This window comes from Frigoribacterium sp. Leaf415 (genome assembly GCF_001424645.1).
Taxonomy (GTDB): Bacteria; Actinomycetota; Actinomycetes; order Actinomycetales; family Microbacteriaceae; genus Frigoribacterium.
Genome location: NZ_LMQR01000001.1, coordinates 1491778 through 1516407, shown reverse-complemented (window position 1 = coordinate 1516407; position 24630 = coordinate 1491778). Strand labels below are relative to the sequence as shown.

Sequence of the window (24630 nt, the reverse complement as noted above, 5' to 3'; positions counted from 1 at the left end):
ATCTACACTGAGTCACCATGACGACGGTCGCCACCACCCCCATCCCTTCGTCGGTCGACGGTCCGGCCCGTACGTACGAGGTCCGCACCTTCGGGTGCCAGATGAACGTCCACGACTCCGAGCGTCTCAGCGGCTCGCTCGAGGCGGCTGGTTACGTACCGGCCGACGGAGCCGAGGCGGACATCGTCGTCATCAACACCTGTGCGGTGCGCGAGAACGCCGACAAGAAGCTCTACGGCACGCTGGGGACGCTCGCCGGCCAGAAGAAGAAGCACGAGGGCATGCAGATCGCCGTCGGCGGGTGTCTCGCCCAGAAAGACAAGGACGTCATCCTCGACAAGGCGCCGTGGGTCGACGTGGTCTTCGGTACGCACAACATGGGTGCCCTGCCCACGCTCCTCGAGCGCGCGCGTCACAACGACGAGGCCCAGCTCGAGATCCTCGAGGCACTCGAGGTGTTCCCCTCGACGCTGCCGACCAAGCGCGACTCCACCCACAGCGGCTGGGTCTCGATCTCGGTCGGCTGCAACAACACCTGCACCTTCTGCATCGTGCCGTCGCTCCGCGGCAAGGAGAAGGACCGCCGTCCCGGTGACATCCTGGCCGAGGTGCAGGCGCTCGTCGACGACGGTGCCGTCGAGGTGACGCTGCTCGGGCAGAACGTCAACTCGTACGGTGTCGAGTTCGGCGACCGGTTCGCCTTCGGCAAGCTGCTGCGTGCCGTCGGTGCGATCCCCGGGCTCGAGCGGGTGCGGTTCACCAGCCCGCACCCGGCGTCCTTCACCGACGACGTGATCGCCGCGATGGCCGAGACGCCTGCCGTCATGCCGCAGTTGCACATGCCCCTGCAGTCGGGTTCCGACCGCGTGCTGAGGGCCATGCGGCGCAGCTACCGCAGCGAGAAGTTCCTCGGCATCATCGACCGTGTGCGGGTGGCCATGCCCGACGCCGCGATCAGCACCGACATCATCGTCGGATTCCCGGGTGAGACCGAGGAGGACTTCGCCGAGACCCTCAGGGTCGTCGAGCGGTCCCGGTTCGCCTCGGCATTCACCTTCCAGTACTCCGTGCGCCCCGGGACGCCGGCGGGCGAGATGGCCGACCAGATCCCGAAGGCCGTCGTGCAAGAACGGTTCGAGCGGCTGACCGCTCTGCAGGACCGCATCTCGGCCGAAGAGAACCGTCGTCAGGTCGGCCGGACCGTCGACGTCCTCGTGGCCACCGACGAGGGACGGAAAGACGCCTCCACCCACCGTCTCTCGGGGCGTGCGGAAGACAGCCGTCTCGTCCACTTCGAGGTGCCGCCGGGTCGGGCCGTTCCGCGCCCCGGCGACGTCGTCAGCGTGCGCGTCACCGACGCCGCAGCGTTCTACCTGCTGGCCGATGCGGTCGACGGGCCCGGGTCCCTCTTCGAGGTCCGTCGCACGCGCGCGGGCGACGCCTGGGATGCCGCGCAGGCCGCCTCGTGCGGGGTGCCGTCCGCCGGTGACGCGACCCGCGCCTCCTCGGCTCGGCCGGCGAGGGTGAGCCTCGGGCTCCCCACGCTTCGGGTGGCGACCACACCGATCTACAGCACGACCGACGACCTCCGCTGACGTGCTGGTCGCGATCGTCGGGGCGACCGGCACGGGCAAGTCGGCGTTCTCACTCGACCTCGCCGAGGCGCTGGCAGCCCGGGGCGAGGCCGTCGAGATCGTCAACGCGGACGCCATGCAGCTCTACCGCGGCATGGACGTCGGCACGGCGAAACTGCCCGCCGCCGAACGACGAGGCGTCCCGCACCATCTCCTCGACGTCCTCGACGTCACCGACGAGGCGAGCGTCGAGTGGTACCAGCGCGAGGCTCGAGCCCTGATCGACGGCATCGTGGCCCGTGGGGCGGTGGCGGTCCTCGTCGGCGGGTCCGGCCTCTACGTCTCGAGCGTGTTGTTCGACTTCCGGTTCCCCGGCACCGACCCGGTGATCCGGCGTCGATACGAGGCGATCGCCGACGAGCGGGGGCCCGGGGCTCTGTACGACCTGTTGAGTCAGCGTGATCCGGTGTCGGCCGCCTCGATCGGTCGTTCCAACGCTCGGCGTCTCGTCCGGGCACTCGAGGTGGGCGACCTCACCGGGCGCCCTCTCTCGGGAACCCTCCCCGAGAAGTCGTCGCCGTGGCGCCCGTCGAGCGTCTTCGGCGTCGCGGAAGAGCGCCCCGTGCTCGTCGAACGTCTCGACCGACGCGTCGACCGGATGTGGCGAGACGGTCTCGTCGACGAGGTCCGGGGTCTGCTTCCCCTCGGGCTCGAGCGAGGGGTGACGGCGGGCCGGGCGATCGGCTACGCGCAGGCCGTCGCCCAGATCCGGGGTGAACTCGCCGAGACCGAGGCGATCGAGGCCACGGCGGCCCTCACGCGTCGCTACGCTCGCCGTCAGGCGAGCTGGTTCCGCCGGTACGACGACGTCGAGTGGTCTCGCTCGGGCGACGCCCAGGCCGTCGACCGGGCCGTGGCTAGACTCCTCGGGTGACCACCACGCTGCAGTTCACCAAGGGTCAGGGCACCGGCAACGACTTCGTCCTGTTCACCGATCCCGACGCAGGCACCGACCTGACGCCCGCCATGATCCGGGCCCTGGCCGACAGGCGGTTCGGGGTGGGCGGCGACGGTGTCATCCGTGCGGTCCGTACAGCGGCGCTCTCCACCGAGGCGGCCCTGCTCGAGGCCGAGCCGCGCGCCGAGTGGTTCATGGACTACCACAACGCCGACGGCAGTCCAGCCGAGATGTGTGGCAACGGCATCCGCGTCTTCGCGCGCTATCTCCTCGAGCGGGGGCTGGTCCAGCTGGGCGAGGACGACGTGCTCGTCGTCGGCACGCGGGCCGGCGCTCGTGAGGTGCGTCGCGACGGCACGGGTTTCCGCGTCGATCTGGGGCCCTGGCGACTCGGCGACGACGATCCGGTCGTCCGGGCGCGCGAACTGCACGCCGCCCGTCCGGGCCTGCCGATCTCGGTCGGCAACCCCCACGTGGTGGTGGCCCTCGCCGGTGACGACGAACTGGACGGCCTCGACCTGACCTACGTGCCGATCATCGACCCGGCTCCGGCCGGCGGGGCGAACGTCGAGTTCGTGGTTCCCGCGGATCCGCTCGTGGTCGACGGGCTCGGGCGCATCCGCATGCGGGTCCACGAGCGCGGCAGCGGCGAGACGCTCTCGTGCGGCACCGGTGCGGCAGCGGCAGCCCTGGCCACGCGGTACTGGGCTGGGGCCTCGGCACCCGAGGGCTGGTTGGTCGACGTTCCCGGCGGGGTCGTGGGCGTCTCGATCAGCCACCACGACGACGGCGAGCACGTCTCGCTCAGCGGGCCGGCCGAACTCGTCTTCACCGGCGCGCTCGACCTCTGAGGTCGACCGGGGCGACGTCGAGGCCCGCCCAGCGCCTCCGGTCAGTCGGGGTCGATGAGGCGCTCGGCGCGCAAGATCCGGTACCCCTTGCTGGTGGAGGCGCGGGTCACGTCCACGACGCCGGCCATGGTCTCGTTCATCCAGCGCTGCAGGGAGTCGGCCCCCAGGTTCTTCTGCACGACCAGCCAGGCGTCCGATCCCACGTCGAGTCGGGGGAGCCACCGTTCGAGCAGGGAGTGCAGCTCCGCCTTGCCGACCCGGATCGGCGGATTCGACCAGATCGTCGCGAAGCGCAGGTCGGCGGGAACATCGTCGGGGGTCACGGCGTTGACGTTCTCGAGGCCGCTCGACCGTGCGTTCGCGCGCACGAGGTCGAGCACTCTCTCGTTCACGTCGACGGCCCAGACCGTCGCGTCGGGTGACGACAACGCGAGGCTCAGTGTGATGGGGCCCCAACCGCATCCGACGTCCAGCAGATGGCCCGCCCTCGGCGGCGTCGGCGTGCCCGCAAGCAGCACCGAGGTGCCCGGGTCGACGCGGCCCGGGCTGAACACCCCCGCGGCCGTGGTGAGCGTCAACTCACGTCCCGCGAGGACGACGTCGATCGTCCTGGGCTTGGCCGCGCTGCCGGGCTGGGGTGAGAAGTAGTGCTCGCTGGCCATGCTCGCCAACCTACCGAACATCCGCAGGGGCGTCGTTCCCTGCTCTCCGCACACCGAAAGGGTTAGTATCACCCCGATGACAGACCACACCACGACACCGCTCGACTCCGAGCGGAACGACCAGCCCGACGACGTCGTCGCGCGCGTCCTCGATCGTGCGGCCCAGAGGGCCTCCGGCTACACCGTCTTCTCTCCGGCCCAGGCCATCCAGACCCGCTCGCTCCACGACGACGGCGGCTCCGACGGCGACCAGTCGGAGCGCGACGACCGCCAGGCCCTGCGCCGCGTCGCGGGCCTCTCGACCGAACTGCAGGACGTCACCGAGGTCGAGTACCGCCAACTGCGCCTCGAGAACGTCGTCCTCATCGGCGTGTACTCGCAGGGTTCGATGTCCGACGCCGAGAACTCCCTGCGTGAGCTCGCCGCCCTCGCCGAGACGGCGGGTGCCGTCGTCCTCGACGGGCTGCTGCAGAGACGACCGAATCCCGACCCGAGCACCTACCTGGGCAAGGGCAAAGCCGAAGAGCTCCGGGGGACGGTCGCAGCCCTCGGTGCCGACACCGTGATCGCCGACACCGAGCTGGCCCCCAGCCAGCGGCGCGCCCTCGAAGACGTCGTCAAGGTGAAGGTCATCGACCGCACCGCCGTGATCCTCGACATCTTCAGCCAGCACGCCAAGAGCCGCGAGGGCAAGGCGCAGGTCGAACTGGCCCAGCTCGAGTACCTGCTGCCGCGCCTCCGCGGTTGGGGCGACTCGATGTCGCGCCAAGCCGGTGGGCAAGTCGGAGGCGCGGGTGCCGGAATGGGCAGCCGCGGGCCCGGTGAGACCAAGATCGAGCTCGACCGGCGCCGCATCCACACCCGCATGGCCCGGCTCCGCAAACAGATCAAAGAGATGAAGCCGGCCCGCGACGCCAAGCGGGCCAACCGCGACCGCAACGAGGTGCCCACGGTCGCCATCGCGGGCTACACCAACGCGGGCAAGTCCAGCCTGCTCAACCGGCTCACCAGCGCGGGCGTCCTGGTCGAGAACGCGTTGTTCGCCACCCTCGACGCGACGGTCCGCAAGAGCGTGACGACGGACGGCCGTCCCTTCACGTACGCGGACACCGTCGGATTCGTGCGCAACCTGCCTCACCAGCTGGTCGAGGCGTTCCGGTCGACGCTCGAAGAGGTCGAGGCGTCCGACGTGATCGTGCACGTCGTCGACGGGTCGCACCCCGACCCTGCAGCCCAGCTCGCGACCGTCCGCGACGTCATCGCCGAGGTCGACGGTCGTGACATCGCCGAGATCGTCGTCTTCAACAAGAGCGACCTCGTCGACGACGACCAGCGTCTCGTCCTGCTCGGGCTCGAACCGACGGCGGTCTTCGTCTCGGCTCGGACGGGCGAGGGCATCGACGAGCTCCTCGCCCGCATCGCGGCCGTGTTGCCGGAGCCCGAGATCGAACTCGACCTGCTGGTGCCGTACGACCGCGGCGACGTGGTCTCGCACCTACACGACTCCGGACGCATCGTCAGCACCGACTACGAAGAAGAGGGCACCCGGGTCCACGCCCGGGTGTACCCGAGTGACGTCGCCGGGCTCACGCCCTATGTCGCACCCGTGGGCGTCGGCCGCTGACGCCGAGTCCCGGATCGTCATACGACGAAGCGCCGACCACCTCGAGGTGGTCGGCGCTTCGTCGTGTGCCGGGTGGCGCGTGAGTCGGGGGTGCGCCTGTCAGACCGACCGCAGGACGGCGACGACCTTGCCGACGATCTGGGCGTGGTCGCCGACGATGGGCTCGAAGGCGCTGTTGCGGGGAAGCAACCAGGTGTGGCCGTCTCGCTGGCGGAACACCTTGACGGTCGCCTCGTCGTCGAGCATGGCCGCGACGATGTCACCGTTCTCGGCGTCCTGCTGCTGCCGCACGACGACCCAGTCCCCGTCGCAGATGGCCGCGTCGATCATCGAGTCGCCGACCACCCGCAACATGAACAGTTCGCCCTTGCCGACCAGTTGACGCGGCAGGGGCATCACGTCCTCGATCTGCTGCTCGGCTGTGATGGGGATGCCGGCGGCGATCCGTCCGACCATGGGGACGTGAGCCGTGTCGCCGTCGTCACTCGTCGTGAAGACGGTCGCCGGGGGAGTCGCCGGCGCCGTGGCGTCCACGAGGACCTCGAGGGCTCGGGGTCGGTTGGGGTCACGGCGGATCTTGCCGGCTAGTTCGAGCTGGTTGAGCTGGTGCGTGACGCTCGACAGGGACTTGAGGCCGACGGCGTCGCCGATCTCGCGCATGCTCGGCGGATACCCGCGGTGACCGATGCTCTCGGTGATCGCGGCGAGGATCGACGCTTGCTTCGCCGTCAACTCCTTGCGGGGGAGGACGCCGGGATCGAGCTGACGGGGGGCGTCGGGGGCCGCCTGCGGGGTGCGCTTCGGGTCGCTCATGGGTCTCCTGCCGTCGATGTCGGTGGTCCCTGTTTGACTCCTACCACCGATCGAAACCGTATCCGATCAGGCCGTGTCGACAAAACACATGTTCGAGTGTGTCGCGTTCTCGCTCCCCGATCCGCATCGATTCCGACCTGGATCAGCCATCACAGGGGTTGAAAGCGTCGGCAATCGAATGTATGTTCGGAACACGTCTTCGTGTCCGGCATTCCCGGCCGAGTGCCGGGCACGAACTCGTCCCCTGTCTTCCACGGTGAAAGGACCACCTCATGAGCGTCACCTCAGCATCAGCAGTTGCGTCCCCCGTCGACTCGACCCGAGTCGTGCGCACGCGTCTGCGCATCACCCGACGGGGCCGTGCGGTCGTCGCCGCGCTCGTGGCGGTCCCGCTCGTCGTCGTGGCAGGCGCGCTCGTCCTCAACGGAGGCGGCGCGGTGGCGTCCGACACGACGGGTCGCACCGAGTTCCAGCACGTGACCGTCGACGGCGGCGAGACGCTCTGGCAGGTCGCGTCTGAGATCGACCCCGATGCCGATCCCCGCGACGTCATCGCCGACCTCGTCTCGCTCAACAACCTTCCTAGCGCCGAGGTCTCCGCCGGTCAGAGCCTCGCCGTCCCCGCTCAGTACGCCCGCTGAAGCGCCGTCGCCGACGAGGCGGGCGATCCGGCCCGTCGGCGTCGTGTCTGCGCGATGGTGACCGAGCCGACACCCCGTCGGCCCACCCGTACGATGGTGGGGTGTCCTTCAGTCTCGACGACCTGCCCATCCGTGACGACCTCCGGGGACTGACGCCGTACGGCGCTCCCCAGAAGAAGGTCCCGGTCGCTCTCAACGTCAACGAGAACACGCATCCCATTCCCGAAGACGTCGCTCGCGACATCGTCGAGTCGGTGGCCCGGGCGGTCCTCGACGTCAACCGGTACCCCGATCGCGAGTTCACGACGTTGCGTGACTCGCTCGCGGCTTACCTCGGGCACGGTCTCACCCGAGACAACATCTGGGCGGCGAACGGCTCCAACGAGGTCATCCAGCAGCTCCTCCAGGCCTTCGGCGGCCCGGGCCGCTCCGTCCTGGGGTTTCCTCCCACCTACTCGATGCACTCGATCATCGCCACGGGCACCGGCAGTCGGTGGGTCGAGGGTCGCCGTGACGAGGGGTTCCGCATCTCACCCGAGACCGCGGTCTCCGAGATCGAACGCACCCGTCCCGACATCGTCTTCTTCTGCGGGCCGAACAACCCCACGGGTACCCCCCTCGATCTCGCCACGATCGAGGCTGCCTACGACGCCACGGACGGCATCGTCTTCGTCGACGAGGCCTACGCCGAGTTCATGCCCGCCGATCAGCCGACGGCACTGACCCTGCTGGCAGGCCGCGAGCGGCTGATCGTGTCCCGCACGATGAGCAAGGCGTTCGCGTTCGCCGGTGCCCGGGTCGGCTACCTGGCCGCGCACCCGGCCGTGGCCGACGCGATGCGTCTCGTGCGCCTCCCGTACCACCTCTCGTCCCTGACGCAGGCGGCGGCCGTCGCAGCGCTCTCGCACGCGAGCGAGATGCTCGCCATGGTCGACGACATCAAGGCCCAGCGTGATCGCATCGTGCACGACTTGACCGAACTCGGGTACGAGCCGTGGCCCACGTGGTCGAACTTCGTCCTCTTCGGCGGGGTCGACGACCCCACCGACGTCTTCGAGCGCCTGCTCGAGCGGGGTGTCATCGTCCGCAACCTCGGCATCCCGAACCACCTGAGGGTCAGTGCGGGCACCGAGGCCGAGACCACCGCGTTCCTCGAGGCGCTCCGCGACATTAGGCTCTCTTCGTGACCGACGTGACCGAGACGACCAGTGCCGCCCGTACCGCCTCCCTCTCGCGTGCCACGAGCGAGTCGAGCATCACGCTCGCCCTCGATCTCGACGGCTCAGGCCGATCGACGATCGACTCGTCGGTGCCCTTCTTCGACCACCTCCTGACGGCGCTCTCGAAGCACTCGTTGATCGACCTCGACGTCGCGGCGACGGGTGACACCCACATCGACGTGCACCACACGGTCGAAGACATCGGCATCACGTTCGGCACCGCTTTGAAGCAGGCGCTCGGCGACAAGTCCGGCATCTCGCGCTACGGCGACGCGCTCGTCCCGCTCGACGAGGCCCTCGTGCAGGCGGTCGTCGACGTGTCGGGGCGTCCGTACCTCGTGCACACGGGTGAGCCCGAGGGGTTCGAGTACCACCTCATCGGCGGGCACTTCACCGGCTCGATGGTCCGTCACGTCTTCGAGGCGATCACCTTCCACGCCGGCATCACCGTGCACGTCCGCGTGCTGGGCGGGCGAGATCCGCACCACATCGCCGAGGCCGAGTTCAAGGCGTTCGCCCGGGCGCTCCGTCAGGCCGTCCAGCCCGACCCGCGCGTCAGTGGCATCCCGTCGACGAAGGGTGCCCTGTGACGGGCGCCCGTCCCTCCGTCGTCGTCCTCGACTACGGCAGCGGCAACGTCCACTCGGCTGTCAAGGCACTCGAGCTCGCCGGCGCCGACGTCGAGCTGACCGCCGACCGTGCCCGGGTACAGGCGGCCGACGGCCTCTTCGTCCCCGGTGTCGGCGCGTTCTCGGCCGTCATGAGTCAGCTCGAGTCCGTGCGCGGTGGCGAGCTGATCGACCGGCGGCTGGCCGGCGGGCGTCCGGTCATGGGCATCTGCGTGGGCATGCAGGTCTTCTTCGAGGGCGGCGTCGAACGCGGCAACAGCACGGGTGGCCTCGGGGCGTGGCCCGGCGTGGTCGACGAGCTGAAGGCCGACGTGCTGCCGCACATGGGCTGGAACACCGTCGACGTGCCCGAGGGCAGCGTGCTGTTCGACGGAGTCGCCGACGAGCGGTTCTACTTCGTCCACTCGTACGCCGCGCAAGAGTGGTCGCTCGACGTGATCCGTCCCTTCACCGAGCCGCACGTGACCTGGGCCGACCACGGCGGCCGCTTCGTCGCCGCCGTCGAGAACGGCCCGCTCTGGGCGACGCAGTTCCACCCCGAGAAGTCGGGGCAGCCGGGCATCCGGTTGCTCTCGAACTGGCTCGGCACCCTCTGACCCCGACGCGACCGACCCGATCGCGCCTCCTGACCCTGCGGTGCCCCGGCACCGTGAGAGAGACGACATGAGCGAGTTCTGCACCACCCCCGCCCTGACCCTGTTCCCCGCCGTCGACGTGGCGGGCGGTCAGGCCGTGCGCCTGACCCAGGGTGAGGCCGGCAGCGAGACGAACTACGGCGACCCGGTCTCGGCAGCCGACGACTGGGCGAGCCAGGGCGCCGAATGGCTGCACCTGGTCGACCTCGACGCCGCCTTCGGGCGAGGTGACAACCGTGCCGTGATCAAGAAGGTCATCAAGCAGGTCAAGGGCGTCAACGTCGAGCTCAGCGGTGGCATCCGCGACGACAAGTCCCTCGAGGACGCGCTGAGCACCGGCGTGAAGCGCATCAACCTCGGCACGGCGGCCCTCGAGAACCCCGAATGGGCCGCCCACGTCATCGCCGAGTACGGCGAGGCGGTGGCCGTCGGGCTCGACGTCCGCGGCACGACGCTGGCGGCACGGGGCTGGACCGAAGAGGGCGGCGATCTCTGGACGGTCCTCGCGCGGCTGGAAGAGGCCGGTTGTGCGCGGTACGTCGTCACCGACGTGACGAAGGACGGCACGCTCCAGGGGCCCAACGTCGACCTGCTGCGGCAGGTGATGGAACACACCGACCGTCCGGTGATCGCGTCGGGCGGCATCTCGAGCCTCGACGACCTCGCGGCCCTGCGCGAGCTCGTGCCCCAGGGGCTCGAGGGCGCCATCGTCGGCAAGGCGCTCTACTCGGGGGCGTTCACGCTCGCCGCTGCCCTCGACGTCGCGTCGAACTGATGACGACCGTGCCGGACGAACCGGGGCACGCCCCCGACGATCCCGGCCACGGCGCCGACAGCGCCGGGCGGCCCTGGGCGGGACGCACCTTCGACCACCACGACACGGCCCACGCGGGCGACGACGGGTCCGCCGACCCGAGGCTGCTCGACGCCCTCCTCGGGTTCCGCGAGGGGCGGCTCGGCGAGAGCGAGGTCGTCGACGCCCTGCGTCCCGCTCGTCTGCTCGTGCCGCTGGTCGCGGTGGCGGGTGACGAGGGTCTCGACGACCACGGCCGCCGTGTCGACAAGACGCAGGAGCTCTCGATCGTCACGGTCTCGGGTCCGGACGGCCGCGACGTCTTGCCGGCCTTCACCTCGGTCGAGACCCTGACGCGCTGGCGTCCTGCGGCCCGACCGGTGCCGGTGGAGGCTCGGCGCGTGGCCCTCGCGGCCGCCTCGGAGTCGACCGACCGCATCGTGATCGACCCCGGATCGATCACCGAGTTCGGTCTGCGTCGTCCGGCCGTCTGGGCGGTCGCGCAAGACCTGCCGTGGGTGCCGAGTCACCACGACGAGGACGTCCTGCGTGCGTTCCTCGACGCGTCACGCGACGAGGAGGCGCTGGTCAGCCTGGTCGTCGCGCCCGGTTATCGAGACGCCCGGCTCGGTGCCCCCGAGATCGTCGTCCAGCTGGGCGTGACGTCCGGCCTCGACCGGGACGCCCTGCAGTCGTTGCTGCAGCGACTGCAGGCGGCCTGGGCCGCCGACCCGGTGATCGTCGACCGGGTCGACAGCATGGCGGTCAAGGTCGTACCGGGCTGAGGTGCCCGCCGCTCGAGCGGCCACGTCGTGCACGAGGTGCCGGCGGTGCTCGACGCGCTGTTCGGTCGACGGGGCCGGTGGTGTCCGACGTGCCGGTCAGTTGACGGGGCCGGTGTACTTCTCGCCGGGCCCCTGACCGATGGCGTCGGGGATGGCCGACGCCTCGCGGAAGGCGAGTTGCAGCGATCGCAAGCCGTCGCGCAGCGCGCGGGCGTGCTGGTCGCCGATCTCGGGAGCGCTGGCGGTCACGAGCCCGGCGAGCGAGGTGATGAGCTTGCGGGCCTCGTCGAGGTCGGTCTGTCGCTGCGGGTCGTCGGCCAGGCCGACCTTGACCGCGGCTGCGCTCATCAGGTGGACGCAGACCGTGTTGATCACCTCGACCGCGTTGACGTCCGCGATGTCGCGTGCGGCGTCGTCACCGAACCGCAGGTCGTCCTCGAACCGCGCCGTCGCGGGGGAGGATTCGGGCGACGTGGCCGGTGCCGGATCGCCGAAGCGGGCGTCGGGAATGGGTGCGTCGTCGGGGGAGTGGCTCACGAACTGATCCTCTGCTAAACTCGTCCAGGCTCGGAGCGTCTGCTCCGTGCGAAAGTGGAGATTCTCCCACCCGCGCTTGACCGTTAGACAAGGTTACCGGGTTGTTGGCACCCCGTTCGATCAGCACCACCGTCCCGCCTCGCTCCTCGTCAGAGGGGTGCAGCAGACGGCGATCGAGCAGCCAGGGTGCAGTGTGATGCGTTCCTAGATGACGCCCGCGCGAAACTCCTCTTTCTCTGGCGAGGCCGTCCGGCCCCGCCAGATGCAGAAGAAACGACAGAGGAGTTCCGCATCAGCGATCCCCGTACGAACGACCGTATCCGCGTCCCCGAGGTCCGCCTCGTCGGGCCCGCAGGTGAGCAGATCGGCGTCGTTCCCATCGCCATGGCCCTGCGTCTCGCCGCAGAGGCCGAGCTCGACCTGGTCGAGGTGGCCCCCAACTCGAAGCCTCCCGTGGCCAAGATCATGGATCACGGAAAGTTCAAGTACGAGGCTGCGCAGAAGGCGAAAGAAGCCCGTCGCAACCAGGCGAACACGATCCTCAAAGAGGTCCGTTTCCGCCTGAAGATCGACAAGCACGACTACGAGACGAAGCGCAAGCGCGCCGAGGGCTTCCTCCAGGGCGGCGACAAGGTCAAGGCCATGATCCTCTTCCGTGGCCGCGAGCAGTCGCGTCCCGACCAGGGTGTCCGCCTCCTCCAGCGCTTCGCCGAAGACGTCTCCGAGTGGGGCAGCGTCGAGTCGACGCCCACCATCGACGGCCGCAACATGGTCATGGTCATCGGCCCGCACAAGAACAAGTCCGAGGCCAAGGCCGAGGCAGAAGCTCGCAAGGCGGCCAACAAGCCGCCGAAGCACCCGACGTCCGACGAGGTCCCGGCCGATGCACCGGCCGACCGACCGACAGAAGAAAGTAAGTAAGACATGCCCAAGCAGAAGACCCACTCCGGCGCCAAGAAGCGCTTCAAGGTCACCGGTTCCGGCAAGATCATGAAGCAGCAGGCCGGCATGCGCCACAACCTCGAGGTGAAGAGCGCCAAGCGCAAGGCTCGCCTGAACCAGGACCAGGTGCTCGCGCCCGCTGACGCCAAGGTCGCCAAGAAGCTTCTCGGTCACTGACCGCTGACACGAACGTAGAGGAACAAGAAAATGGCAAGAGTCAAGAGAGCGGTCAACGCCGCCAAGAAGCGTCGCGTCATCCTCGAGCGTGCCGAGGGTTACCGCGGTCAGCGTTCGCGCCTGTACCGCAAGGCCAAAGAGCAGGTCACGCACTCGCTCGTCTACTCGTACCGTGACCGTCGTGCACGCAAGGGCGAGTTCCGCCGCCTGTGGATCCAGCGCATCAACGCCGCGTCGCGTGCGAACGGCCTGACCTACAACCGCCTCATCCAGGGTCTGTCCCTGGCCGGCGTCGAGGTCGACCGTCGCATCCTGGCCGAGCTGGCCGTCAACGAGCCCGCCACGTTCGCGTCGCTCGTCGCCACCGCCAAGGCCGCGCTGCCCGCCGACACCTCGGCCCCCAAGGTCGCCGCGTAGTCGCACCCGCACCACCCTCGAGGCCCGACGGCCCGACACCCACACCGGTGTCGCCGTCGGGTCTCGTTCGTCTGCGGCAGGCGTCCGTCCTCGTGCGGCATCATGGACGGGTGCCCCACGACTCCCTGCTCGACAATCCCCGTTCACCCCGAGTCCGGGCGGTGGCCAAGCTGTCGAAGCGCGACGCCCGCACCGAGACCCGCACGTTCCTGCTCGAGGGGCCGCAGTCGGTCGGTGAGGCCCTGGCCTTCCGGCCCGAGCTGATCGTCGAGCTCTTCGGCACCCCGACCGCGCTCGAGCGCTACCCCGAGGTGGCGGCCGCTGCCGACGCCGAGGGCATCGACGTCCAGTTCGTCACCGAACCGGTGCTCGAGGCCATGGCCGACACGGTCACGCCGCAGGGCATCGTCGCCGTCTGCCGACAGTTCCCCACGTCGGTGAAGGACGTCTTCGCTGCCGAGCCGAAGCTCATCGTGATCCTCGAAGAGGTCCGCGACCCCGGCAACGCCGGCACCATCATCCGGGCCGCGGACGCCGCGGGCGCCGACGCGGTCATCATGACCGGCCGCAGCGTCGACCTCTACAACCCCAAGGTCGTGCGGTCCACGACGGGTTCGCTGTTCCACGTACCGGTCGCCGTGGGCGTCGAGCTTCCGGCGATCGTCGACCGGTGCCGTGAGGTCGGCCTGCAGGTGCTCGCCGCCGACGTCAAGGGAGACGACCTGCTCGCCGCCCGCACCGAGGGCGTGCTCGCCGAGCCGACCGCCTGGCTCTTCGGCAACGAGGCCCGAGGCCTCACCGACGTGGACCTCGCGCGTGCCGACCGTGCCCTGGTGGTGCCCATCTACGGTCACGCCGAATCGATGAACCTCGCGACGGCGGCCTCGGTGTGCCTCTACGAGAGTGCCTTCGCCCACCGCAGCTAGCGCCTCCTCGTCCACCAGGAGGCGCGGGTCGGGTCCCCTGCGTACGTCGCGACCGAACGCGTCGTTTCGTTTTCATTAAGAATCGACTGTGAATTTGACCCCGACCTGGGGGTCTGTTTGTGTGGGCGCATGGAACCCCTCGTCGTGGTCGACCACGTCAACAAGCACTTCGGTGACCTGCACGTCCTGAAGGACATCACCACGACGGTGGGCAAGGGCGAGGTGGTCGTCGTCATCGGCCCGAGCGGTTCGGGCAAGTCGACCCTCTGCCGGGCGATCAACCGCCTCGAGACCATCGACGACGGCGTCATCACGATCGACGGCACGCGTCTGCCCGAAGAGGGTGCGGCGCTCGCCCGTCTGCGTGCCGACGTCGGCATGGTGTTCCAGAGCTTCAACCTGTTCTCGCACAAGACGATCCTCGAGAACGTCATGCTGGGCCAGCTCAAGGTGCGCAAGCGCAGCAAGGCCAAGGCCCGTGAGCGGGCGATGCAGCTGCTCGAGCGCGTCGGTGTCGCGAACCAGGCCGACAAGATGCCGTCGCAGCTCTCGGGCGGGCAGCAGCAGCGCGTCGCGATCGCCCGGGCGCTGGCGATGGACCCCAAGGTGATGCTCCTCGACGAGCCCACCAGCGCGCTCGACCCCGAGATGATCACCGAGGTCCTCGACGTCATGGTGCAGCTCGCGAAAGACGGCATGACGATGATCGTCGTCACCCACGAGATGGGGTTCGCCCGCAAGGCCGCCGACCGCGTCGTCTTCATGGCCGACGGTCAGATCGTCGAAGAGGCGACGCCCGAGCAGTTCTTCACCGACCCGCAGTCGACCCGTGCCCAGGACTTCCTCGCGAAGATCCTGACGCACTGAGCGGGCGCGGCCGAGTCCGCGCCCGCCACCCGGCACCCGAACCGCCGGCCCACGACACCCGATCGCCGCCCGGCGTCCGGGTCACCCAGCAAGGAGATCAGAATGCGACTCAGCAAGGGATTCGTCGCCGTAGCCGCAGCAGCCGCCGTGGTCCTCGGCCTCACGGCCTGCACCGACTCGTCGGCCCCGGCCGTCGACGTCGAGACGCCGGCCGACTTCGCCGAAGGCAGCACCATGGCCCGCCTCGCCGACGCCGGTGAGATCACCATCGGCACCAAGTTCGACCAGCCGCTGTTCGGCCTGGCCAACCCCGACGGCGTGCCCGAGGGGTTCGACGCCGAGATCGGCAAGCTCGTCGCCGCGAAGCTCGGCATCGAGGCCGACAAGATCACGTGGGTCGAGACCGTCTCGGCCAACCGCGAGCCGTTCATCCAGAACGGTCAGGTGGACCTCGTCATCGCGACCTACACGATCAACGACGATCGCAAGAAGGTCGTCTCGTTCGCCGGCCCGTACTACACGGCCGGTCAAGACCTGCTCGTGCTCGACGGCAACCCCGAGGGCATCGAGTCCGCCGACGACCTGGCCGGCAAGAAGGTCTGCACCGTCAGCGGCTCGACCAGCGAGAAGAACGTGGCCGAGTACACCACCGACATCCTCGCCACCGACACGTACTCGAACTGCCTCGAGCCCCTGCGCACCGGTGCGGTCTCGGCCGTGACGACCGACAACGTGATCCTGGCCGGCCTCGCCGACCAGAACGAGGGCGAGTTCGAGGTCGTGGGCGAGCCCTTCACCGAAGAGCCCTACGGCATCGGTCTGGCGCTCGACGACACCGACTTCCGCACGTTCGTCAACGACACGTTGCAGGAGGCCGAGGACGACGGCACCTGGGACGAGCTGTGGGAGAAGACCGCGGGCAAGGTGCTCGACACCCCGACGCCGCCCACGATCGACCGCTACTGACACCGCGCGGGCACCCGGGGCGACCAGCCCCGGGTGCCCGTGTCCTGCCCCGACCGAAGGACCCCGTTGAACCCCTTGGACGTCATCCCCGGCTTCGACGCCGTGACCGACAACTGGCCCCGCTTCTGGGGCGGCTTCGTCACGACGCTGCAGTTGCTCGTTCTGTCGGGCCTCGGGGCCCTCGTGATCGGCTTCTTCGTGGCCGCCCTGCGCATCTCGCCCGTGGCGTCCTTCCGCACGTTCGCGACGGTCTACACCGAGGCGCTGCGCAACATCCCGCTCACGCTCGTGCTCTTCTTCTGCGCTTTCGTCCTGCCGTACCTCGGCGTCGACTTCGGCACGTACTTCCCGTTGGCCGTCATCGGGCTGACGGCCTACACCTCGCCGTTCGTGGCCGAGGCCATCCGGTCGGGCATCAACGGCGTCCCGGTCGGGCAGGCCGAGGCGGCGCGCAGCCTCGGGCTCGGCTTCGGACAGACGCTGGGCCACGTGATCCTCCCGCAGGCCATGCGCATGGTGGTGCCGCCGCTGATCAACGTGTTCATCGCCCTCACCAAGAACACCTCGGTGGCGGGCGGGTTCTTCGTCGCCGAGCTGTTCGCCGCCGGACGCTACATCGCCAACGACCGCGGTGACGCCGTCATCACGACGCTGCTCGCCGTGGCGTTCTTCTACCTGATCGTCACCATCACGCTCGGTCGTCTCGCGGCCGTGGTCGAGAAGAAGGTCGCAGTCCTCCGATGAGCACCTCCGTCCTCTACGACGCCCCGGGGCCGAAGGCCCGCCGCACGTCGCGGATCATCTCGGTGGTCGGAGTCGTGCTCGTCCTGGCTCTGATCGCCTACCTCGTGTACCTCCTCGGCCGACCCCGCATCAGCGCGAACGGTGCCGAGAGCCCCGGCGTGCTCGACGCGTCACGCTGGGACATCCTCGGTGACCTCGCGCTCTGGCGGGCGATCGGACGGGGCTGGCTGGCCACCGTGCAAGCCGCGGCCGTCGCGTCCGTCCTCGCGGTGGTCATCGGAGTGCTGTTCTCGTTCCTCCGGACGGCACGGTCCGCCTGGGTGCGGGTTCCCACGACGGTGGTGCTCGAGTTCTTCCGCGGCATGCCCGTCCTGCTGATGATGCTGTTCATCCTGCTGGTCTTCTCGACCGGGGCCTTCTGGGCCGTGGTCGCGGCCCTCGCGGTCTACAACGGCGCGCTCATCGGCGAGGCGCTGCGCGCGGGCATCGCCTCGCTGCCGAAGGGGCAGCGCGAGGCCGGTCTCGCGATCGGGCTCACCCCGATCCGCACACGGTTCGCCATCGAGTTCCCCCAGGCTTTCCGGCAGATGCTGCCGATCATCCTGGCGCAGCTCGTCGTCCTGTTGAAGGACACGTCGCTCGGCTACATCGTCGGTTACGTCGAACTGACCCGAAGCGGTCTCACCCGCCTGGGCACGTACTACGGCAGCACCTACACGTTCACCCTCTTCGCCGTCGTGCTCGTCGTCTACCTCGCGACGAACCTCCTGCTCTCGTGGGTCGTCCGCGTCGTCGACCGACGCACGGGTCGGCGAGCGGTCGTCGCCAAGCGCCGCGGCACCCCGAAGGACCCGGGCATGTCCGCCCGCGGCGGTCGCTTCGAGTCCGACCACGTGTCGGGCCGCGCGACCTGACCCGGTCCGTCCTCTCGTCCCCGGCCCGCGCCTCCTCGTCGACCTCGACCAGGAGGCGCGGGTCGCCTCCCAACGATCGCTAAGCTTGGTTCTCGTGTCAGACTCCGCCCCCCTCTCCGAAGACGCCGTCGCGTCGGCGGTCGACGCCGCCCTCGCGGCGATCGCCACGGCCGCCACCGTCGCCGAGCTCAAGACCGCCCGTGCGCAGCACGTCGGCGAGGCGTCGGTGCTGGCCCGCCTGAACGCCGGTCTGCGCGACCTGCCGAACGACCAGAAGGCCGCGGCGGGCAAGCTCGTCGGCCAGGCCCGCGGGCGCGTCGGCCAAGCCGTCGCCACGCGCGAGGCCGAGCTGGCCGTGATCGAAGAGAACGCCCGGCTCGAGGCCGAGACGGTCGACGTCACGGCCCTGCCGTCCCGTCGTCGCCCCGGGGCCCGTCACCCCTTGACGCTGCTGCAAGAGCGGATGGCCGACCTGTTCGTCGGCATGGGGTGGGAGGTCAACGAGGGCCCCGAGCTCGAGCACGAGTGGTTCAACTTCGACGCCCTGAACTTCGACGCCGACCACCCGGCGCGAGCCATGCAGGACACGTTCTTCGTCGACCCCGTCGACCGTCACCTGGTCCTTCGCACGCACACGTCGCCGGTGCAGATCCGCACCCTGCTGTCGAGAGAGCTTCCGGTCTACAACGTCGCCGTCGGCCGGGTGTTCCGGACCGACGAGCTCGACGCGACGCACACGCCCGTCTTCACCCAGCTCGAGGGCATCGCCGTCGACGAGGGCCTGACGATGGCGCACCTGCGCGGCACCCTCGAGCACCTCGCACGGTCGATGTTCGGCGCCGAGGCGCAGATCCGCCTGCGCCCCAACTACTTCCCCTTCACCGAGCCCAGTGCCGAGATGGACGTCTGGCAGCCGAACGCCAAGGGCGGCGCGCGGTGGGTCGAATGGGGTGGCTGCGGCATGGTCAACCCCAACGTGTTGCGTGCGGCGGGCATCGACCCCGAGCGCTACCAGGGCTTCGCCTTCGGAATGGGCATCGAGCGCACCCTGCAGTTCCGCAACGACCTCAACGACATGCGCGACATGGTCGAGGGCGACGTCAGGTTCAGCGAGCAGTTCGGGATGGTGGTCTGATGCGGGTTCCGCTGAGTTGGCTCGGTGAGTTCGTCGAGTTGCCGGGCGACGTGTCGCTCGAGAGCATCCACGCCGCCCTCGTTTCGGTCGGCTTCGAAGAAGAAGACGTGCACGTCGGCGACGTGACCGGGCCCCTCGTGGTCGGTCAGGTGCTCGAGTTCACGCCCGAGCCGCAGAAGAACGGCAAGACGATCAACTGGTGCCAGGTCGCCGTGGGTCCGAACGCGGCCACCGACCCGGACGACGTCCGTGGCATCGTCTGCGGCGCCCACAACTTCGTCGTCGGCGACAAGGTCGTCGTGTCCTTGCCCGGAGCCGTGCTGCCCGGGCCCTTCCCGATCGCGGCCCGCAAGACCTACGGGCACGTCTCCGACGGCATGATCGCCTCGACCCGCGAGCTCGGCCTCGGCGACGAGCACGACGGCATCCTCGTCCTCTCGTCGCTGGGTCTCGACCCCGAGGCCGGCACCGACGCGATCGCGCTGCTCGGCCTCGACGAGGCGGCGGTCGAGATCAACGTCACGCCCGACCGGGGTTACGCCTTCAGCATCCGGGGGGTGGCCCGCGAGTACTCGCACGCCACCGGGGCGACCTTCCGCGACCCCGCGTCACTCGTCTCGCCGAACGTGTCCTCGGGCTTCTCGGTCGTCGTGGACGACCAGGCGCCCGTGCGCGACCGCGTCGGCGTCCAGACCTTCACCACCAAGGTGGTCCGCGGCATCGACGCGACCCGTCCCACCCCTCCGTGGCTCGCGTCGCGCCTGCGGCTGGCGGGGGTCCGCAGCATCTCGCTGCCGGTCGACGTCACCAACTACGTCATGTTCGAGCTCGGCCAACCGATCCACGGCTACGACCTCGACAAGGTCAGCGGCGGCCTCTCGGTCCGCCGGGCGGCTCCGGGCGAGCGCCTCGAGACCCTCGACGGCCAGGTCCGCGACCTGCACGCCGAGGACCTCGTGATCGCCGACGAGTCGGGTGCCGTCGGCCTGGCGGGTGTCATGGGCGGCGCCTCGACCGAGATCGGTGCGACCACGACCGACGTCCTCGTCGAGGCCGCGACCTTCGACCCCACGTCGATCGCGCGGACCGCCCGCCGTCACAAGCTGCCGAGCGAGGCGTCCAAGCGCTTCGAGCGCGGTGTCGACCCGCAGGTGGCCGAGGCGGCCGCCCAGCGCGTGGTCGACCTGCTCGTCGAGCTCGCCGGTGGTACGGCCGACACGCTCGGGTCACGGTGGGACGCCTCCACCGCTCCCGACACGATCACCCTGCCGGTCGACCGCGCCGCGCGCCTCATGGGCGTCGACTACACCGACGACGAGGTCTCCGGTGCTCTCACGGCCATCGGGGCGAGCGTCGAGCGGTCCGGTCACGACTGGCTCGTGACCCCGCCGACCTGGCGCAGTGATCTGGTCGACTCCGCGTCGCTCGTCGAAGAGGTCGCCCGCATCACGGGTTACGACCGCATCCCGTCGGTGCTGCCCGTCGCCCCGGCCGGTCGTGGGCTGTCGCGTGAGCAGCAGCTGCGCCGGCAGGTGTCGAACGGGCTCGCCGCGGCCGGCTCCACCGAGGTCGCCGCGTACCCGTTCGTCTCGTCGGCCCAGAACCTCGCATTCGGCTCGGCCGACGGCACGTCGCTGCCGGTCGTCCGGCTCGCGAACCCCCTCGACTCGGCAGCGCCCGAACTCCGTCGGTCGTTGGTGCCCGGGCTGCTCGAGGTCGCCCGCCGCAACCTCGGTCGGGGTCTCGTCGATCTCTCGGTGTTCGAGGTGGGCACGGTCTTCCTGCCTGCCGAGGGCATCACCTACGGCAGCGACGACGTCCCGTTCGGGGCCGCCCGCCCCGACGATGCGACGCTGCGCTCCCTCGCCGAGGCCTTGCCGCCCCAGCCACGGCACCTCGGCCTCCTCACGGTCGGCACGGTGGTCGACCGCGGCCCGGGGCAATCCGCCGTCCCGGCGTCCCTCGCCGAAGTGCTCGACGCCGTGCGCGTCGCCGCGTCGGCCGTCGCCGCCGAGGTCACCTTCCGGCAGGCCCGTCACGTCTCGCTGCACCCCGGCCGCACGGCCGAGGTGCTCGTCGGTGACGAGGTCGTGGGCATCGCGGGTGAACTGCTGCCGAGCGTGGCAGCCGAGCTCGACCTGCCCCGGGTGGTCGCCGTGGCCGAACTCGACCTCGACCGTCTGATCGCCCTCGCAGTCGTCGAACCGGCCACGTCGGCCCTGTCGTCCTACCCCGCGGCCACTCAAGACCTCTCCCTCGTGGTGGGCGTCCACGTCCCCGCGGGCGACGTGCTCGCCACCGTGCGCGAGGGCGCCGGACCCCTGCTCGAGACCGTCCGGTTGGTCGACGACTACCGAGGTGCCGGTCTCCCCGACGCGTCGAAGTCGCTCACCTTCGCCCTCCGCTTCCGGGCCGACGACCGCACCCTCACCGCCGCCGAGGCCTCCGAGGCCAAGTCCGGCTCCGTCCGCCTGGCCGGCGAGCGATTCGGGGCGGCGCTCCGCGACTGACACTCGCCCGGCGCCGCCGCCCCTGATCCCAGGCCGATTTCGAACATTAGGGTGGACGCATGCCTTTCTCCGTTGCCGTGGCCGGTGCGAGTGGTTACGCCGGTGGTGAGCTCCTGCGCTTGCTGGCCGAGCATCCCGACTTCGAGGTGCAGACCGTCACCGCGTTCCAGAACGCCGGTCAGCGACTCCTCTCGGTGCAGCCGCATCTGCGCTCCTTGGCGCACCTGACCCTGGTCGAGACGACGCCCGAGGCCCTCGCGGGCCACGACGTCGTGTTCCTCGCCCTGCCCCACGGCAAGTCGGGGGCGATCACCGCCCAGCTGCCCGACGACACGCTCGTCGTCGACTGCGGTGCCGACCACCGACTGACCGACGAGTCCGCCTGGCAGGCGTTCTACGGTGGCGAGTTCTACGGAGCGTGGTCGTACGGCCTGCCCGAGCTCGTCCTGGGCGACACCCCGGGCCGCCAGCGAGACGTCCTGGTCGGGGCCAAGCGCATCGCGGTTCCCGGCTGCAACGTCACCGCGGTCACCCTGGGCCTGGCACCCGGCGTGCAGGCGGGCGTCGTCGAGACCGCCGACATCGTGACCGTCCTGGCCGTGGGCCCGTCCGGGGCGGGCAAGGGGCTGAAGACGCATCTGCTGGCGAGCGAGCTCATGGGGTCGGCCTCGGCCTACGGCGTGGGCGGCAGCCACCGACACATCCCCGAGATCCAGCAGAACCTGCGCGTGGCCGGCGCGACCGAGGTGAACGTCTCGTTCACCCCGGTGCTCGTCCCGATGGCGCGCGGCATCCTCGCCACGACGACCGCTCGTCTCGCGCCGGGCGTCACCGCCCACGACGTGCGATCGGCCTGGCAGCAGGCCTATGCGAACGAGCCCTTCGTGCACCTCCTGCCCGATGGCGAGTTCCCCCGCACGGCCGACACGATCGGGGCCAACACCGCCCTGATCGGGCTCGCCGTCGACGAGGCCGCGGACCGCGTCGTCGTGGTCACGGCCCTCGACAACCTCGTCAAGGGCACGGCCGGTGCCGCCGTCCAGTCCGCCAACATCGCTCTCGGCCTGCCCGAGACCACCGGCCTCGGCCAGAACGGAGTCGCCCCGTGAGCGTCACCGCAGCAGCCGGTTTCGAGGCCTCCGGCGTCGTCGCCGGCCTCAAGAGCACGGGCGCGCCCGACGTGGCCTTGGTCGTCAACCGGGGTCGCAGCACGGCTGCGGCGGCCGTCTTCACCAGCAACCGGGCCAAGGCGAACCCCGTCCTCTGGTCGCAGCAGGTGATCGCCGACGGTCGCGTGGACGCCGTCGTCCTCAATTCGGGAGGCGCGAACTGCTTCACAGGAGGGTTCGGCTTCCAGACGACCCACTCCACGGCCGAGACCGTGGCCGCCGCCCTCGAGCTGTCGGCGACGGACGTCCTCGTCTGCTCGACGGGCCTCATCGGAGTCGGCGACCAGATCTTCCGCGACAAGGTGCTGAGCGGTTCCACCGCGGCGGCCGGCGCCCTGTCGGCCGACGGCGGCCTCGACGCCGCCACGGCCATCATGACGACCGACACCACACCCAAGCAGGCCGTCGTCTCGGGCGACGGATGGGTCGTCGGCGGAATGGCCAAGGGTGCAGGCATGCTGGCCCCCGGCCTCGCCACGATGCTCGTGGTCCTCACGACGGACGCCGACGTCGACGCGTCGGGTCTCGACTCCGCACTCCGCGAGGCGACCCGGGTCACCTTCGACCGTCTCGACTCGGACGGCTGCATGTCGACGAACGACACCGTCGTGTTGCTGGCCAGCGCCGAGTCCGGTGTCGCGCCTCCTGCCGATGTCTTCGCGGCGGCGGTCACGGCGCTCTGCGCCGACCTCGCCGAGCAGCTGCAGGCCGACGCCGAGGGCGCCTCGCACGACATCCGCATCGAGATCGTGGGGGCCGCGTCCGACGACGACGCCGTCGAGGTGGGTCGTTCGATCGCGCGCAACAACCTGTTCAAGGCGGCCGTCTTCGGCAACGATCCCAACTGGGGTCGCGTGCTCGCGGCCATCGGCACCACGTCGGCCGAGTTCGACCCGTACGACGTCGACGTGACCATCAACGGCGTCCGCGTCTGCCACGCCGGGGCACCCGATCGGCCGAGCGACGAGGTCGATCTGACCCCGCGAGCGGTCCACGTGCTCGTCGACCTGAAGACGGGCCCGGCCGAGGCGACCATCCTGACGAACGACCTCACGCACGACTACGTGCACGAGAACAGCGCGTACTCCAGCTGATGGGCGTCCACACGAGCACCGGCGCCACGGCGGCCGACGAGCAAGAGCTGGCCGCGGTCAAGGCCTCGACGCTGATCGAGTCGCTGCCCTGGCTGAAACGCTTCTCGGGCAAGGTCGTCGTCGTCAAGTTCGGCGGCAACGCCATGGTCGACGACGCCCTCAAGCAGGCGTTCGCCGAGGACATGGTCTACCTGCGCTACGCCGGGTTGCACCCGGTGGTCGTCCACGGCGGGGGGCCGCAGATCTCGGCCGCCCTCGACGCGGCCGGCATCGAGAGCGAGTTCCGGGGCGGCTACCGCTACACGTCGACCGAGGCGATCTCGGTCGTGCGCGACGTCCTGGCCGGCGAGGTCAACCGCGAGATCGTCGACCTGATCAACGAGCACGGCGACCTGGCCCGCGGTGTCTCGGGCGAGGGCTCGACCTTGTTCGAGGGGCGCAAGCGCGGTGTGGTGGTCGACGGCGAGACCTTCGACCTGGGCCACGTGGGTGACGTGACCCGCGTCGACCCGTCGTCGGTGCTGGCCGAGATCGAGGCGGGGCGCATCCCCGTGGTGTCGTCCATCGCGACGAACACCATCGACCCCGAGCACGCCCTCAACGTCAACGCCGACGCCGCCGCGGGTGCGCTGGCGATCGCCCTCGGGGCGGCCAAGCTCGTCGTCCTGACCGACGTGGCGGGGCTCTACGCCGACTGGCCGAACCGCGACTCGCTCGTCGAGGCCATCACGGTCTCGGCCCTCACCGACATGCTCCCGACCCTCGAGTCGGGCATGATCCCCAAGATGCGCGCCTGCCTCGACTCGGTCGTGGGCGGCGTGGGCGGGGCGACCATCATCGACGGTCGCATCCCGCACTCGATCCTCCTCGAGGTGTTCACCCAGCGCGGGTCGGGCACCGAGGTGGTCCCCGACGACCGGGCGGCGTCGACCGGCGCCCCCGTCGTCACCTCGTTCGGCACCCCCGCCGGCGAGATCGTCACCACCGGGGGCACCGCCCCGGGTGGCCCTGCCGCGAGCGGCACCGACACGAAAGGACAGTCGTGAC

General features: G+C 70.0%; 26 protein-coding genes. 23 read left to right on the top strand and 3 right to left on the bottom strand.

Annotated features, from left to right (window positions below):
- The first annotated feature begins 17 nt into the window (after positions 1-17).
- From miaB to dapF, 3 genes are read left to right on the top strand one after another with little or no spacing between them, the layout of a single operon-like run.
- Positions 18-1595, top strand: coding sequence for a tRNA (N6-isopentenyl adenosine(37)-C2)-methylthiotransferase MiaB (gene miaB, locus ASG28_RS06950; protein WP_055973436.1), 1578 nt, complete (start codon positions 18-20; stop codon positions 1593-1595).
- 1 nt (position 1596) lies between these two features.
- A complete protein-coding gene (gene miaA, locus ASG28_RS06945) occupies positions 1597-2508 on the top strand; it encodes a tRNA (adenosine(37)-N6)-dimethylallyltransferase MiaA (RefSeq protein ID WP_055973433.1) in 912 nt (303 codons plus the stop codon).
- Positions 2505-3383, top strand: coding sequence for a diaminopimelate epimerase (gene dapF / locus ASG28_RS06940; RefSeq protein WP_055973430.1), 879 nt, complete (start codon positions 2505-2507; stop codon positions 3381-3383). Before miaA ends, dapF begins: the two co-directional genes overlap by 4 nt.
- A gap of 41 nt (positions 3384-3424) precedes the next feature.
- Here the strand turns inward: dapF and ASG28_RS06935 are convergent, their stop codons facing one another.
- Entirely contained in the window at positions 3425-4045 is a 621-nt protein-coding gene (locus ASG28_RS06935; protein ID WP_055973427.1) for a class I SAM-dependent methyltransferase, read from the bottom strand.
- A 76-nt stretch (positions 4046-4121) separates the two neighbouring features.
- Here ASG28_RS06935 and hflX point away from each other — a divergent pair, with 76 nt between their 5' ends.
- On the top strand, positions 4122-5669 hold the full coding sequence (hflX, locus tag ASG28_RS06930; protein WP_055973424.1) for a GTPase HflX: 1548 nt from the start codon (positions 4122-4124) through the stop codon (positions 5667-5669).
- A gap of 99 nt (positions 5670-5768) precedes the next feature.
- On the opposite strand, the gene lexA is transcribed toward hflX, so the two are convergent.
- Positions 5769-6482 carry a transcriptional repressor LexA gene (gene lexA, locus ASG28_RS06925; RefSeq protein WP_055973421.1) on the bottom strand — a complete coding sequence of 238 codons (714 nt, stop codon included), beginning with the start codon at positions 6480-6482 and terminating at the stop codon, positions 5769-5771.
- Between the two features lie 272 nt (positions 6483-6754).
- Between lexA and ASG28_RS06920 the strand changes: the two genes are divergently transcribed.
- From ASG28_RS06920 to ASG28_RS06895, 6 genes are all read left to right on the top strand, one after another.
- Positions 6755-7123: a LysM peptidoglycan-binding domain-containing protein gene (locus tag ASG28_RS06920; RefSeq protein ID WP_055973419.1), complete on the top strand. Its 369-nt coding sequence runs from the start codon at positions 6755-6757 to the stop codon at positions 7121-7123.
- A gap of 101 nt (positions 7124-7224) precedes the next feature.
- Positions 7225-8310, top strand: coding sequence for a histidinol-phosphate transaminase (locus ASG28_RS06915; RefSeq protein ID WP_055973416.1), 1086 nt, complete (start codon positions 7225-7227; stop codon positions 8308-8310).
- Between the two features lie 5 nt (positions 8311-8315).
- Positions 8316-8933 carry an imidazoleglycerol-phosphate dehydratase HisB gene (gene hisB, locus ASG28_RS06910; protein ID WP_055977124.1) on the top strand — a complete coding sequence of 206 codons (618 nt, stop codon included), beginning with the start codon at positions 8316-8318 and terminating at the stop codon, positions 8931-8933.
- On the top strand, positions 8930-9568 hold the full coding sequence (gene hisH, locus ASG28_RS06905; RefSeq protein WP_055973414.1) for an imidazole glycerol phosphate synthase subunit HisH: 639 nt from the start codon (positions 8930-8932) through the stop codon (positions 9566-9568). The genes hisB and hisH overlap by 4 nt, the downstream gene beginning before the upstream one ends.
- A 67-nt stretch (positions 9569-9635) precedes the next feature.
- On the top strand, positions 9636-10382 hold the full coding sequence (gene priA, locus ASG28_RS06900) for a bifunctional 1-(5-phosphoribosyl)-5-((5-phosphoribosylamino)methylideneamino)imidazole-4-carboxamide isomerase/phosphoribosylanthranilate isomerase PriA (protein ID WP_055973411.1): 747 nt from the start codon (positions 9636-9638) through the stop codon (positions 10380-10382).
- A complete protein-coding gene (locus tag ASG28_RS06895) occupies positions 10382-11185 on the top strand; it encodes an SseB family protein (protein ID WP_055973408.1) in 804 nt (267 codons plus the stop codon). Before priA ends, ASG28_RS06895 begins: the two co-directional genes overlap by 1 nt.
- A gap of 96 nt (positions 11186-11281) precedes the next feature.
- Here ASG28_RS06895 and ASG28_RS06890 read toward each other — a convergent pair whose 3' ends face one another.
- On the bottom strand, positions 11282-11614 hold the full coding sequence (locus tag ASG28_RS06890; RefSeq protein ID WP_054147271.1) for a DUF1844 domain-containing protein: 333 nt from the start codon (positions 11612-11614) through the stop codon (positions 11282-11284).
- Between the two features lie 399 nt (positions 11615-12013).
- Here ASG28_RS06890 and infC point away from each other — a divergent pair, with 399 nt between their 5' ends.
- The 13 genes from infC to argB all read left to right on the top strand — a co-directional run bounded on the left by infC (position 12014) and on the right by argB (position 24629).
- Positions 12014-12643, top strand: a complete 630-nt coding sequence (infC, locus tag ASG28_RS06885) for a translation initiation factor IF-3 (protein ID WP_082383600.1) — start codon at positions 12014-12016, stop codon at positions 12641-12643.
- Between the two features lie 3 nt (positions 12644-12646).
- Positions 12647-12841: a 50S ribosomal protein L35 gene (gene rpmI / locus ASG28_RS06880; protein WP_043596704.1), complete on the top strand. Its 195-nt coding sequence runs from the start codon at positions 12647-12649 to the stop codon at positions 12839-12841.
- Positions 12842-12871: 30 nt separating this feature from the next.
- Complete coding sequence (gene rplT / locus ASG28_RS06875) at positions 12872-13258, top strand: 50S ribosomal protein L20 (RefSeq protein ID WP_043596706.1); 387 nt, start codon at positions 12872-12874, stop codon at positions 13256-13258.
- 125 nt (positions 13259-13383) lie between these two features.
- Positions 13384-14184, top strand: a complete 801-nt coding sequence (locus ASG28_RS06870; RefSeq protein WP_055977121.1) for a TrmH family RNA methyltransferase — start codon at positions 13384-13386, stop codon at positions 14182-14184.
- Between the two features lie 129 nt (positions 14185-14313).
- A complete protein-coding gene (locus ASG28_RS06865) occupies positions 14314-15051 on the top strand; it encodes an amino acid ABC transporter ATP-binding protein (protein WP_055973406.1) in 738 nt (245 codons plus the stop codon).
- Between the two features lie 102 nt (positions 15052-15153).
- Positions 15154-16017 carry a glutamate ABC transporter substrate-binding protein gene (locus tag ASG28_RS06860; RefSeq protein ID WP_055973403.1) on the top strand — a complete coding sequence of 288 codons (864 nt, stop codon included), beginning with the start codon at positions 15154-15156 and terminating at the stop codon, positions 16015-16017.
- Between the two features lie 75 nt (positions 16018-16092).
- Entirely contained in the window at positions 16093-16761 is a 669-nt protein-coding gene (locus tag ASG28_RS06855) for an amino acid ABC transporter permease (RefSeq protein ID WP_055973400.1), read from the top strand.
- Positions 16758-17675, top strand: coding sequence for an amino acid ABC transporter permease (locus ASG28_RS06850; RefSeq protein ID WP_082454474.1), 918 nt, complete (start codon positions 16758-16760; stop codon positions 17673-17675). The genes ASG28_RS06855 and ASG28_RS06850 overlap by 4 nt, the downstream gene beginning before the upstream one ends.
- 94 nt (positions 17676-17769) lie before the next feature.
- Positions 17770-18810, top strand: a complete 1041-nt coding sequence (gene pheS / locus ASG28_RS06845) for a phenylalanine--tRNA ligase subunit alpha (RefSeq protein WP_055973397.1) — start codon at positions 17770-17772, stop codon at positions 18808-18810.
- Complete coding sequence (gene pheT, locus ASG28_RS06840; RefSeq protein WP_055973393.1) at positions 18810-21320, top strand: phenylalanine--tRNA ligase subunit beta; 2511 nt, start codon at positions 18810-18812, stop codon at positions 21318-21320. Before pheS ends, pheT begins: the two co-directional genes overlap by 1 nt.
- 59 nt (positions 21321-21379) lie before the next feature.
- Positions 21380-22429, top strand: a complete 1050-nt coding sequence (gene argC, locus ASG28_RS06835) for an N-acetyl-gamma-glutamyl-phosphate reductase (RefSeq protein WP_055973390.1) — start codon at positions 21380-21382, stop codon at positions 22427-22429.
- Entirely contained in the window at positions 22426-23583 is a 1158-nt protein-coding gene (argJ, locus tag ASG28_RS06830; protein ID WP_055973386.1) for a bifunctional glutamate N-acetyltransferase/amino-acid acetyltransferase ArgJ, read from the top strand. The genes argC and argJ overlap by 4 nt, the downstream gene beginning before the upstream one ends.
- On the top strand, positions 23583-24629 hold the full coding sequence (gene argB / locus ASG28_RS06825; protein ID WP_082454472.1) for an acetylglutamate kinase: 1047 nt from the start codon (positions 23583-23585) through the stop codon (positions 24627-24629). The genes argJ and argB overlap by 1 nt, the downstream gene beginning before the upstream one ends.
- The last annotated feature ends 1 nt before the right edge of the window (position 24630 follow it).